Raw genomic sequence first — 11,779 nt, forward strand, 5'->3', positions numbered from 1 at the left:
GGTGCGGTCGGCGGCGGTGCGAACTGTGAGGTCAGACCGGCGAGGCGGGAGAACCACGGGACGGGGCGGGGCACGGCTCCTCCAGGGACGGTCACGGCTACCGGGCAGGCCGGGGCGCGCACCAGCGGGGCACAAGGGGCCACTGAGGTACGACAACCATCTCGTCGGACGTTACTCGCCGTGGGCTGTTCGGACCTGGTGGAGGGCCCGGCACGGTCCAATCGGCGTACCCGGCGCCCGCGTGCCGCTACTCGTAGAAGCGGGTGATCGCCTCCGCGACGCAGTGCGGCTTGGCGCTCTGCTCGCTGGTGATGGTGAACCGCACCACGGCCTGGACCCCGCCCGACACCGCGGTGGCCGAGAGCAGCTCGGCGGTGGCCCGGATCGCCGTGCCCACCGGCACCGGGGCCGGGAATCGCACCTTGTCCGAGCCGTAGTTCAGGGCCATCCGCACGCCCTCGACGCCGTAGCACTCCTTGGCCAGCACCGGGATCATCGACTGGGTCAGGTAGCCGTGGGCGATGGTCGAGCCGAACTGGCTCTCCTTCGCCCGCTCCGGGTCCACGTGGATCCACTGGTGGTCCCCGGTCGCCTCGGCGAAGAGGTCGATCGTCCGCTGGTCGATGGTGTGCCACTCGCTGGTGCCCAGTTCGGTGCCGACGGCGGCGGTGAGCTCGGCGAGGGAGGCGAAGGTCGTCACGGTGCGCTCCTGGAGGGGGACGGGCCCCGGGGAGGGGGTCAGGACGCGGGAAGCGTATGCCTACCCGCCGGTACCTGTCAGGAGCGGAGTGCGAATCGCCAGCTCAGGGCCGCAGCAGTGGCCGTCCGAGGGCCCCCGGTCCACGCCCCGGCGGGAGCTGCCCGGCCGGGAACAGCCGCCGTCCGCTGACCAGCTCCGGCACCAGCCCGATGAACAGCGGCTCCGGGTCGCCCACCCACGGGCGCAGCCCGGAGCGCAGCACCCGCCGCACCTGCTCCGGATCCCTGACCGCGTCGGCCCGCCCGTGCACCAGCACGCTCCACCCGGTCCGGGTGACCGGGTCCAGCAGGTCCGCCTGGAAGGCCACCACCGTGCCGTCGAGCCCGCGCGCGGTGGCACTTCCCCGGCGCACGGCGAGCACCAGCCGCCCGTCCAGGACCTCGAAGGAGACCGGCAGGACGGCCGGCAGCGCGTGCTCGGTGTACACCACGCGCCCGACGGGCACGGTGCTGAGCAGCCGCAGGCACTCGGCCTCGCTCAGGGTCTCCACACGGTCCTCACGCTCCATGCGTCCGATCGTCCACGGTCGGCGCACGTGTCGATAGGGCCCATGGTCCCTGAGCGGACGGGTCGGGAGCCCCGTCGGCGTCCGCCCGGAGCGGTAGCCTGCCCCGCGGCGGGATCGGTGGTGGGGCGGGCGCAGGAGGGGGCGGACGGATGGCCGGCGGGGTCGATCTGGTGGTGATCGGGGCGGACGGCGGGCCGGACCGCTCCTTCGGCGGTTCGGCGCACGCCCCGGAGGGTGCCCGGCTGCTGGCCGAGGTGCTGCCCGGGATGTGCTTCGACACCGGGGCCGCCGGCTGCCGGGTGACGGCCGTGGCACCGGACGCGGACGCCAACGCGATGCTCACCGCCGTCCGGGACGCGGCCCAGCACCCCGGCCGCTGGCTGGTGGTCTGCCTGGTCGGCCAGTTGACGGCCGACCCGCGCGGGCGCCGGCTCGCCCTGGTGACCCACGGCAGCACCCCCGACAACGCCTACCGGCGCGGCCTGGCCTGGGACTGGGTGGTCAGCGCGATGGTGCACGGCGACCACGAGGAAGCGCTGTTGCTGGTCGACGCGGTGGCCGGTCGGGACGCCTGGACGGCGCTGGAGCGGACCGGCGAGGACACCGCGGGCGAGCTGCTCAGCTACTCCCGGGTGCCGCTGTGGGGCCGGATCGGCCGGTTCGCCCCCGGCAGTCGCTACGCCCCGGGCAGACGCGGCCGGGACGCCGTGCTGCCCGGTGGCGAGGGCTCGTTCAGCCGGGCGCTCACCACCGTCCTGCACCAGGGCGTCCCGGGTGCCCCCGCGGCGGTCGCCCCGCTGGACCTCCAGCCCGCCGTGGCCGGGCTGCTCGACGGCGGCGAACCGTCGGGTAGTTCGGGTGCGCCGGGCGCGCGCCTGCTCGTTCCGCCGCACGGAGGCCGCCTGTTGATGCGCAATCGGGCCGCAGTTCGGGGCGCATTGGCCGGATTGTCGCTTTCCGAAGAACTGTTGGCCGTTCTGTGGCGGGAAAGTGCCCCGACGGAACCGCCTTCCGCGTAAGGTCAGGGGGCCTGAGGTGTTGCCGTGATGGGGTGGGTTGGCGAAGAATCGATCCCCAGCGGAAACATCGGCGGGACTTCGGAATTCTCTGGCGACCGTGGATCACGGATCGGCTCGGTCGCGACGAGGTGGGGCGATGCGGCAGCGCGGAAATGTGTTGCGCCCTGGGGCGGTTGGGACTGGCGGGGCGGTTCTGGTGTTACTGCTCGGCGCTTGTGCGAGCGGTGGGGCCGGCGGCTCCGTCGATCGTCTCGGTTCGCCCGCGCCCACGGTTGCGGGAGTGGGTCCGTTAACTCCTTCGGGTGGTTCGGTAAACGCCACGATCGCGCCGACCGACGGCCCGGAAGGGGCCCGGGGTCGACTGGCTCTGAGGACGTATCAGGACTGGTGGCAGGCCCAGGCGGAGGCCTTCGGGCGCACGGATTCGGACGGTTCCGCGCTGGAGGCGTACTCCTCCGGCCGGGCGCTGTCCGACGCTCTGGTCGGCCTCCGCCAACTCCGTGACGCCAAACTGGTGATGACCGGAACGCCCAGGAATTCGGCCGTGGTGAAGGCCATTGACCTGAAAGCCGATCCGCAGACCGCCGTGATCGAGGACTGCGTCGACCTCTCGGACTGGCACCGCGTCGATGCCGTCACCCGTACCGCAAAGGATCCGGCCGACCGGCTGAACCGCTATGTCGCGACCGCCTCCCTGCGATGGTTCCAAGAGCACTGGCTGATCTACGACTTCAAGCGGGAGGTGGACCGGACATGCTGAACTCGCGGAAACCGGCCCAACGGTTCGTGGTCGTCGCATCGTTGTCCGCCGGGTTGTTGTTGTCCTCGGCGGTCACGGCGACGGCGGACGAACCGCCGGGTGCGGGAGCGGAAACCTGTTCCCCGAGTGTGATCTGCACCCACGCCGGGACCGGTGGGAGCACCGGCTCGACGACCGGGCCCTCGCAGGGCGGGGGCGGCAGCGGCGGGGACGGCGGACCGCAGGTGTGCAGCTTCCACGGCGCCCAGTGGGCCTGCTACGACCCGGCGCTCGGCTACTTCAACAGCGACGTCGGCTGCTACTTCCGGCCGAAGGACCCGCAGCCGCCGGAGGGGGACGGCGCCTGGGAGGGGCACAAGCCGTCGGAGGGCTCGGTCTACGACAAGGTGTGCCCGCAGACCGACGGCGGACTGGGCGGGCTGCAGACCCAGTTCGTGAGCAACGCGGCGGGCGCGACCCCGGTGATCGACCTGACCGTCCAGGCGAAGCTGCTCGTCGGCCGGATGGCCTTCCCGGCGCCGAAGGCGGGCCTCGCGCCCAAGGACACCGCGGTGGTGAAGGCACCGGTCTGGCTCTGGGCCGAGGGCATGGTGGCGCCAAAGCCGAGCACGCTCGCGGTGCCGGGCGCCTCGGTCACCGTCACTGCCCAACTGGACGGCATGACCTGGGACTTCGGCCAGGGGATGACGGTGGACTGCGCCACCGCCGGGACGCCGTACGACCCCAAGTACGGGGACGCCAAGTCCCCCGACTGCGGCTATGTGTTCACGACCGGCTCGGGCACCCGGCAGGGCGGCGTCTTCAGCGGCACGGTGACCGCGCACTGGCGGGCGCATGTGGTGATCACCGGGCCGAACGCGAAGACCTTCGACATCGACATGCCGCGCGGAGCGGACTTCGCGCTCAAGGTCGCCGAGGTGCAGGTCCTCAACTGACCGTGCCGCAGAGGCCGTTCGGCCACTGACCAGTCAGACAGCGAACCAGGGAAGGGCGGAACCCGGTGGAGAACCGTACATTCGCGACGCCGGGATCCGGCACACCCGCAGGCGCCGCGGTGTCCGTGGCGCTCCCGGAGCAACAGGAGCAGGGCGGCGGCGGACGCGGCCGGGGCCGGGCGGTGCCGCACGCGCCCGCCCGCACCCTGCGGGCCCGGCGCCGGCGCCCCGCGGTGCTGGCGATGGCGGTCGCGCTGATCGCGGCCGGCGGGCTGGGCGGCGCCGTCCTCTACAACAGCACCGGCCAGCGGGTCGCGGTGCTGGCGCTGGCCCGGGACGTCCCGTGGGGCCAGGTGATCACCGATGACGACCTGGTGGTGGCCCGGATCGCGAGCGACCCGGCGCTGCGGCCGGTCTCCGCGCAGGACCGGGCCAGGGCCGTCGGCCTGCGGGCCTCCACCGACCTCAAGCGCGGCGCCATGCTGACCGGCTCGGACCTGGCCCAGGGCCTGACGGTGCAGCCGGGGCAGATCGTGGTCGGAGTGTCGGCCAAGCGCACCCAGCTGCCCGCCAGCCGGCTCCAGCCCGGGGTGCAGATCGTCGTCGTGAACACCCCCGACAACGGCCGGCCCGACTCGCTGGCCGCGACGGTCATCACGGTCGGTCGGGTGGACACCGACGGCAGCCAGGTGGTCGACGTGGCGGTCGGCTCGGCGGACGGGCCCCGGCTGGCCCAGTGGGTGGCCGGCGGGCGGATCCAGGTGCTGCTGGCGCCGCGCGCCACCGGGGCCGCCCCCGCGCCGGCCGCCCCCTCCGCCGCCCCTTCGACCGTTCCTTCCCCGGCCCCGAGCGGTGCGGCCGCCGCCGGTGCCACACCCCCCGGCGGGGCCGCCGTACCGTCGGGGACGGCCGGAACGGGTGGCGCCTGATGGCGGTGATCGCGGTCGTCGGCGGCCCGGGCGCGCCCGGCGCCACCACGACCGCCCTGGCGCTGCTGCTGGCCTGGCCGCTCCAGCCCGGCCGGCGGATCCTGCTGGTCGAGGCCGACCCGGACGGCGGCGCGGTGCTCGCCGGGGCCCTGGAGGGCCGGGTCGAGGCGGTGTACGGGCTGCGCAACCTGGCCGTGGCCGACCGGCGCGGGCTGCTCGCCCAGACCATCTGGGAGCAGCTGATCGACCTCTCGCCCGAGGGCGACGCCGAGCGGCTGCTGCTGCCGGGCCTCACCGACCCGGCCCAGGCGCCCGGCCTCGCCTACACCTGGGAGCCGCTCGCCGAACTGCTGCACGGCGTCGAGCAGCAGGGCTACGACGTCATCGTCGACCTCGGCCGCTCCGGTGCCACCGGGGCCAGCGCGGTGCTGGCCCGCCGCGCCGACGTGGTGGCGGTGACGGTCCGCAGCACCCTGCGCGGGCTGAGCGCCGCCCGCCCCCGGCTCGCCGCGCTCGGCGAGGACCTGGCCGCCGGCGGGACCGGCACGGACGCGCTCGGGCTGCTGCTGATCGCCGAGGGGCCGTACTCGGGCGCGGAGGTGTCCCGCGAGTTCGGCCTGCCGGTGCTCGGCGAGCTGCCGCACGCCACCCGCACCGCGCGGGTGCTCTCCGACGGCGGGGACACCACCGACCGGCGGTTCATCCGCTCCGAACTGATGCGCACGGCCCGCTCGGCGGCGGACGAGGTGCAGCTGCTGGTCCGCCGGCGGCGGCAGCGGCTCGCGCCGAACGCCGCCGCGACGGCTGCCGCGCCCGCCCGGCTCACCGCGGCGGGCGGACCGGGTGGGCCCGGGGCCGTCGCGCCCCTGCCGGTGGCGCCGATGCCGGCGGGGCCCGTGCCGGTGACGCCCGTGACGGTGGCACCCGGGCCGGTCGCTCCGGCGCCGCAGGCGCCCGCGCCGAGCCCGTACGGGCCGAGCGCGTACGGGCAGTCGGCTTACGGTGAGGAGCCCCAGAGCCGGCCCGGCTATCCGCAGCCCGGCTACCCGCAGCCCGGCCATCCGCAGCCCGGGTACGGGCACCCCGGCCCCGGGCAGTCGGCCCACGGCCCGTACGAGGGCGAACCGCCCTCGTACGTCCCGCCGGTGATCACCACCGGCCCGGTCGCGCCGCTGGCCGGCCTGGCGCCGCAGCCCGCCGCGCCGGCGCCGTTCCCGGCGCACGTGCAGGCCACCGGTCCGGTCGGCGAGGACGGCCAGTACCAGCTCCAGCAGCCGACGGTGACGGACCGTCAGGCCGACGGTGACGACCACTACCCGTACAACCCCGGGGAGGTGCTCCGTGCGCGGTAGCCCCCTGCACCAGCACCCGTCGGCCGACCCGGCCGCCCTGCCCTGGGCCGCGCCGGTACCGGGCGCCGGACAGCCGCAGGCGCACCCGCAGCCGCAGGCCTACCGGCCCGGCCCGGTCGCCCCGCAACCGCCGGCCGCCCCCGGCCAGGTCGCGCCGCCCGGCGGCGACCCCGGCGGGCCCACCGCCGTGCCCTCCCAGCTGCCCTCGCTGGACGTGCGGGGCGCCGCCACCCGCCCGGCCGTCGACCCGCAGGTCGCCCGCGAGCTCAAGCGCCAGGTCGCGGCCGAACTGCACCAGCAGATCACCCGGTTGACCACCGCCTCCGGGGCCGAGCCGGACCGCGCCACCCGCCGGCAGCGCGGCCGCGCGCTGATCGAGGAGGCGGTCGCCCGCTGGTCCGACGCCTACGCGCAGACCCACGGCATCCCGCCCACCCGGGAGCAGGACCGCGCCCTCGCCGAGGCCGTCTTCGACCTGCTGTTCCGGGCCGGTCGGCTCCAGCCCTACCTGGACGACCCGGAGATCGAGAACATCCTGGTCAACGGCTGCGACGATGTCTGGGTCTCCAAGGTCCACCAACCCCTGCGCCAGGTCCCGCCGGTGGCCGACAGCGACGCCGAACTCGTGGAACTGCTCCAGGACCTGGCCCGCCAGCACGGCGGCGGCGAGCGCGGCCTGTCCACCGCCAGCCCGACCCTCGCGCTGCGCCTGGAGGGCGGCATGCGCCTCCAGGCGCTCACCGAGGTGACGCCCCGCCCGTACGTGGCGATCCGGCGCCACCGGGTGGCCTCGGCGACCCTGCCCGAAATGGTCGAACTCGGCACCCTGGACGGGACCTTGGCGGCCTTCCTGGCCGCCGCGATCCGGGCCCGGAAGAACGTGATGATCACCGGCACCCAGGGCGTCGGCAAGACCAGCCTGCTGCGTGCGATGGCCGCCGAGATCCCGCCGGACGAGCGGATCGGCACCCTGGAGTCGGAGTTCGAGCTCTGGCTGCACACCCTCGGCCACCTACGCCAGGTCGTCCCGATGGAGGCCCGCGAGGGCAACGGGGAACGCGTCGAGGGGCGCCTGGCAGGGGAGTTGTCGATCGGCGACCTCATCCCGGCCGCGCTGCGGATGACGCTCTCCCGGATCATCGTCGGCGAGGTCCGCTCCGGCGAGGTGGTCCCGATGCTGCGGGTCATGACCAACGGCGAAGGCGGCTCGATGTGCACCCTGCACGCCCGCGGCCCGCACATGGTGGTCGACCGGATCGCCGAACTCTGCCTGGAGTACGGCTCGCACATGACCGACGCGCTCGCCTACCGGCTCACCGCCAACGCCCTGGACCTCATCGTGCACGTCGCCATGGTCGACGAGACCGCCGTCGGCGGCCGCCGGCACCGCTTCGTCTCGCACGTCCTGGAGGTCACCGGCCTCGGCGAGAGCGGTCGGCCCGCGCTGAACACCGTCTTCGGCCCCCGGCCGGACCTCGGCGAACCGCGGGCCGTCCCGCACACCCCGCCGCAGTGCCTGGACGACCTGCGCCGGGCCGGCTTCGACGCGGCCCTGCTCGGCTCCCGGTACGGGAGTTGGGCCGCTCCGCTGCAGCTGCGGATCGGCGGTGGCGCGCGATGATGCTGCTCTACGCCCTGTGCGGGCTGGCGGTCGCCGGCGGCCTGGTCGCCCTGGTGGTCTGGGTCCGCGGCAGCGAGCCCGTCGACGAGGACGCACCCGCCCGCCCGGACAACCCGCTGGCCGGTCGCGCCCACGTCTTCTGGTACGGCGCCCCCGGCGCCGCCTCGCTGCGGATGGTCCGGCTGCGCCGGATCCAGCTGCCGCTCGCGCTCATCGGCGCCCCGCTGGCCTGGCTGTTCACCCGCATCCCGCTGACCGCGCTGCTGGTGCCGCTGGCCGTCTTCGGCCTGCCCTGGCTGTTCGACACCACCCGCCCGGACACCCACCGGATCGAGCGGCTGGAGGCGCTGTCCGAGTGGACCCAGCGGATCGCCGACGTGCTGCTGCTCGGCGTCGGCCTCAACCAGGCCATCGTGACCAGCCGCCGCACCGCCCCCGCCGCCCTGGAGGAGGAGATCGGCGAACTGGCCGCCCGGCTGCAGGCCCGCTGGCGGCCCGAGGAGGCGCTGCACGCCTTCGCGGACAGCCTGGCCGACGCCACCGCCGACAAGGTGCTCGCCGCCCTCGTGCTGCGCGCCGGGGACAGCGGCCCGGGCCTGGCCCGGACCCTCTCCGACATGGCCGAGTCGGTGCGCGAGGAGGTCCGCCAGCGCCGCGCCATCGAGGCCGACCGGGCCAAGCACCGCACCACCATCCGCTGGCTGGTCGGCATCATCGTGCTGGTCGTCACCGTCGGCTCGTTCAACAGCGAGTACACCCGCCCGTACGGGACCTTCCTCGGCCAGATCGTGCTGGCCGTGGTCGCCGCCCTGTTCGTCGCGATCATCGCCTGGATGCGGGCGCTGGCCGCGCACCCGCCGGTGCCCCGGCTGCTCGCCCCGGACCGGCGCAGCAAGGGCGGGCGCCGCCCCGGCCCGGCGGCGGGTCACGGGTCCGAGCCGGAGTCGGCCGAGCAGCTCGGGGAGGTCCGGTGATCTCCCCCTGGTCCGTGCTGGCCGGCGCCGTCGCGGCCGGTGGCATCGCCCTGCTGGTCGCCGAACTGCGGCCCGCCCCACCGGACCTGCGCCAGGCGCTGGACCGGCTGCACCGCGCCCCGGCGGACCGCGAACCCGACCCGGACGAGCGGCCGCGCTGGTACGACCGGATCGGCGAACGCTCGCTCACCCTGCGCGGGGTGACGATCCCGCGCCGCGAGCTCGCCCTGATCGGCCGCACCCCGGCCCGGTTCATGGTGCACAAGCTGCTGTTCGCCGCGCTCGGCCTGGTGCTGCCCGCCTACCTGGGCGCGATGGCGGTGCTGGTGGACGTCGGCCTGCCCTTCGCCCTGCCGCTGGTCGCCGGGCCGCTGCTGGCCGGGCTGCTCTGGTTCGTCCCGGACGGGGTGGTGCGCGGGGAGGCCAAGGAGGCCCGCACCGAGTACCTGCACGGCATCGCCGCCTACCTGGAACTCGTCGCCATGGAGCGGGCCGCCGACTGCGGCCCCGCCGAGGCGCTGCGCCGGGCCGCCTCGGTCGGCCAGGGCGCGGTGTTCCGGCGGATCCGCGACGCGCTGGAGCGCGCCGCCACCGACCGGCTCCCGCCCTGGGCCGGACTCGACGCGCTGGCCGAGGAGTTGGGCCTCACCCCGCTCCAGGACGTGGCCGACATCATGCGGCTGTCCGGCACCGACGGCGCCGCCGTGTACGACACCCTGCGGGCCCGCGCCAAGGGCCTGCGCGGCGAACTGCTGGCCGAGGACCTCGCCCGCGCCAACGCCGACAGCGAACGGATGGTCGCGCCGGGGGCCGCCCTGACGCTGCTGATGACCGTCCTGATCGTCTTCCCCGCGCTCCACCAGATGCTCAACTGACCTTCACCAGTGAGCAGCTGACACCACACCTCACCCCTGGAGAAACCCCGATGACCGTACGACTCGCCCAGCTGGCCGGCCGGGTGCTGCGGCCCGTCCTGCTGCCCGTGCAGTTCGCGCTGCTGCTGTTCACCCTGCGGCTGGGCCGGCTGCGGGCCGCCCGGGCGCGCGGCGACCGCGGCGCCATCAGCATCGAACTCGCCCTCGCCATCATCGCGTTGGTGTTCGTCGCGGGTGCCGTGGCGACCGCGCTGTACCTGTTGAAGGACAAGGTGGTCACCAAGGTCGAGCAGGACCCGAACCTGCCCGGTGGTGCCGGCGGCGCGGGCGGCGCCTCCAAGTGACCGCCCTGCTTCGCCTGCTCCGCCGTCGCGGCGACCGGGGATCGATGAGCCTCAGCCTGGCCATCGTCTTCCCGGTCGTCCTGCTGCTCCTGCTGCTCGTCGTCCAGGCCGCGCTGATCTGGTACGACCGGCAGGTCGCGCTCACCGCCGCCCGCGAGGGCGTGGACGCCGGCCGGGTGCAGGGCGACACCACGGAGCAGACGAAGGACGAGGCCGCCCGGCGGCAGGCCCGGGACTTCCTGGACCGCCAGGGCCTGACCTCGTACCAGGTGGGCACCGACGGCAGCACACCGGAGACGATCAGGGTCACGGTGGAGCTGACGCCCCCGCTGCTGATCCCCGGGCTCAACGGGCCGAGCGTGCGCCAGTACGCCGAGGCGCCGCGTGAGCGCTTCGTCCCGCCGGTGGTGGCGCCGTGAGACGCGCGGGCGCCGTGAGACGCGCGGGCGTCGGGAGCAGCGGGGGCGTCGGGGGCGCTGAAGGTGTCGAGGGTGTCGAGGGTGTCGACCGGTCCGGGTGGTGGCGCCGGCCGCGTCGCCCGGACCGGGGCGGGATCGCGATCGAAGCGGCGATCGTGGTCCCGGGCGTGGTCGGGCTGGTCCTGCTGGCGATCGCCGCCGGGCGGGTGCAGACCACGGCGGGCACGGTGGAGGCGGCGGCCCGCGCCGGGGCCCGGACCGGCTCGCTGCAGCGCAGCGTCGCCGGGGTGGACCAGCCCGCGCGGGATTCCGCCCTCGCGACGCTGCGCCAGCAGGGCGTGTCCTGCGGCAACCAGAACGTCCAGGTCGCCCAGGGCGAACTGGACCTTCCGGGCGGCCCGGTGGCGACCGTCAAGGTCACCGTGGACTGCGACGTCGAGCTGGTCGACCTGCTCGGCGGACCGTCCGGTCTGCCCGTGACGAAGCACCTCCGCGGGGAGTTCACCTCCGTGATGGACCGCTACCGCGGCACATGACGGCGGCAACCGGCGGCGCGCGGGCCGCAACGGGCGCGGCAGGGGGATTGGGGACGGCCCGCGCGGGGGAGACGCAAGCGGAGAGCGCTCGGGGGATGACGCAACGGCACCGAGTGGCGCCCGGTGGGGAGCCGGTGGGGAGACATCGTGCGGATCGGGGGGAGGGGATGCGAGTGCTGAGTCGGCTGCGGGGCCGTGCTCCGCGCCGCCCGGCCGGGCGGCGGTCGGACCGGGGCGCGGTCGCCCTCTTCGTCGCGATCTGCGCGGCCTACCTGGTGCTCGTCATCGCGCTGGTGATCGACGCGGGCGGTCGGCTGCGGGTCGCCGAACGCACCGACGCCTGCGCCCAGGAGGCCGCACGGGTCGGTGGACAGCAGCTCGACCAGGCGGCGGTGCTCCAGGGGAAGGGCTTCAAGGTCCGGCAGGACTATGTCCGACAGGCCGCCGACGCCTACCTGAAGTTCTGCGAACTGCGGGCCGGCGACGTCGAGTTCTCCGATGACGGCAAGGTCGTCACGGTCACCGTGCAGGCCGACTACCGGCCGGTCCTGCTGGGCGCCCTCGGGGAGCGGAAGGTAACGGGCAGGGGCAGTGCGACCCTCGTCCACGGAGTCGAGAAAGCGGAGACCGACTGATGGCCGCGCCACGTGCCAAGGACCAGGCCCGTACTGCCCAGACCCGTACCGGCCCGGGCGTGACCGGCTCGGGTGGATCCGGTTCCAGGAGGACCGGTCCGGGCGGATCCGG

General features: G+C 75.0%; 14 protein-coding genes. 12 read left to right on the forward strand and 2 right to left on the reverse strand.

Annotation, left to right across the window (positions count from 1 at the left end; genetic code table 11):
* Positions 1-247 precede the first annotated feature (247 nt).
* Together ABTZ03_RS11570 and ABTZ03_RS11575 are read right to left on the reverse strand one after the other, a co-directional pair.
* The gene (locus tag ABTZ03_RS11570; RefSeq protein ID WP_350512707.1) at positions 248-700 is read right to left on the reverse strand and encodes a MaoC family dehydratase; all 453 of its coding nucleotides are present in this window, start codon (positions 698-700) and stop codon (positions 248-250) included.
* Positions 701-803: 103 nt separating this feature from the next.
* Positions 804-1,268, reverse strand: a complete 465-nt coding sequence (locus ABTZ03_RS11575; RefSeq protein ID WP_350512708.1) for a pyridoxamine 5'-phosphate oxidase family protein — start codon at positions 1,266-1,268, stop codon at positions 804-806.
* A 149-nt stretch (positions 1,269-1,417) separates the two neighbouring features.
* Here ABTZ03_RS11575 and ABTZ03_RS11580 point away from each other — a divergent pair, with 149 nt between their 5' ends.
* The 12 genes from ABTZ03_RS11580 to ABTZ03_RS11635 all read left to right on the forward strand — a co-directional run bounded on the left by ABTZ03_RS11580 (position 1,418) and on the right by ABTZ03_RS11635 (position 11,667).
* The gene (locus tag ABTZ03_RS11580) at positions 1,418-2,287 is read left to right on the forward strand and encodes a hypothetical protein (protein ID WP_350512709.1); all 870 of its coding nucleotides are present in this window, start codon (positions 1,418-1,420) and stop codon (positions 2,285-2,287) included.
* A gap of 196 nt (positions 2,288-2,483) precedes the next feature.
* On the forward strand, positions 2,484-3,047 hold the full coding sequence (locus ABTZ03_RS11585) for a hypothetical protein (RefSeq protein WP_350512710.1): 564 nt from the start codon (positions 2,484-2,486) through the stop codon (positions 3,045-3,047).
* 224 nt (positions 3,048-3,271) lie between these two features.
* The gene (locus ABTZ03_RS11590) at positions 3,272-3,982 is read left to right on the forward strand and encodes a hypothetical protein (RefSeq protein ID WP_350512711.1); all 711 of its coding nucleotides are present in this window, start codon (positions 3,272-3,274) and stop codon (positions 3,980-3,982) included.
* Between the two features lie 119 nt (positions 3,983-4,101).
* Positions 4,102-4,911: an SAF domain-containing protein gene (locus ABTZ03_RS11595; RefSeq protein ID WP_350512712.1), complete on the forward strand. Its 810-nt coding sequence runs from the start codon at positions 4,102-4,104 to the stop codon at positions 4,909-4,911.
* Entirely contained in the window at positions 4,911-6,263 is a 1,353-nt protein-coding gene (locus ABTZ03_RS11600) for a CpaE-like family protein (protein ID WP_350512713.1), read from the forward strand. The genes ABTZ03_RS11595 and ABTZ03_RS11600 overlap by 1 nt, the downstream gene beginning before the upstream one ends.
* Positions 6,253-7,884, forward strand: coding sequence for a TadA family conjugal transfer-associated ATPase (locus ABTZ03_RS11605; protein ID WP_350512714.1), 1,632 nt, complete (start codon positions 6,253-6,255; stop codon positions 7,882-7,884). Before ABTZ03_RS11600 ends, ABTZ03_RS11605 begins: the two co-directional genes overlap by 11 nt.
* A complete protein-coding gene (locus ABTZ03_RS11610) occupies positions 7,881-8,858 on the forward strand; it encodes a type II secretion system F family protein (RefSeq protein ID WP_350512715.1) in 978 nt (325 codons plus the stop codon). The genes ABTZ03_RS11605 and ABTZ03_RS11610 overlap by 4 nt, the downstream gene beginning before the upstream one ends.
* Positions 8,855-9,733, forward strand: coding sequence for a hypothetical protein (locus ABTZ03_RS11615; RefSeq protein ID WP_350512716.1), 879 nt, complete (start codon positions 8,855-8,857; stop codon positions 9,731-9,733). Before ABTZ03_RS11610 ends, ABTZ03_RS11615 begins: the two co-directional genes overlap by 4 nt.
* Before the next feature lie 50 nt (positions 9,734-9,783).
* Complete coding sequence (locus tag ABTZ03_RS11620) at positions 9,784-10,077, forward strand: hypothetical protein (RefSeq protein ID WP_350512717.1); 294 nt, start codon at positions 9,784-9,786, stop codon at positions 10,075-10,077.
* A gap of 44 nt (positions 10,078-10,121) precedes the next feature.
* The gene (locus ABTZ03_RS11625) at positions 10,122-10,496 is read left to right on the forward strand and encodes a TadE/TadG family type IV pilus assembly protein (protein ID WP_350512718.1); all 375 of its coding nucleotides are present in this window, start codon (positions 10,122-10,124) and stop codon (positions 10,494-10,496) included.
* Between the two features lie 14 nt (positions 10,497-10,510).
* A complete protein-coding gene (locus tag ABTZ03_RS11630; RefSeq protein WP_350512719.1) occupies positions 10,511-11,032 on the forward strand; it encodes a TadE/TadG family type IV pilus assembly protein in 522 nt (173 codons plus the stop codon).
* Between the two features lie 167 nt (positions 11,033-11,199).
* On the forward strand, positions 11,200-11,667 hold the full coding sequence (locus ABTZ03_RS11635) for a hypothetical protein (protein ID WP_350512720.1): 468 nt from the start codon (positions 11,200-11,202) through the stop codon (positions 11,665-11,667).
* The last annotated feature ends 112 nt before the right edge of the window (positions 11,668-11,779 follow it).

It is taken from the genome of Kitasatospora sp. NPDC096077 (genome assembly GCF_040303245.1).
In the GTDB taxonomy this organism is placed as follows: Bacteria; Actinomycetota; Actinomycetes; order Streptomycetales; family Streptomycetaceae; genus Kitasatospora.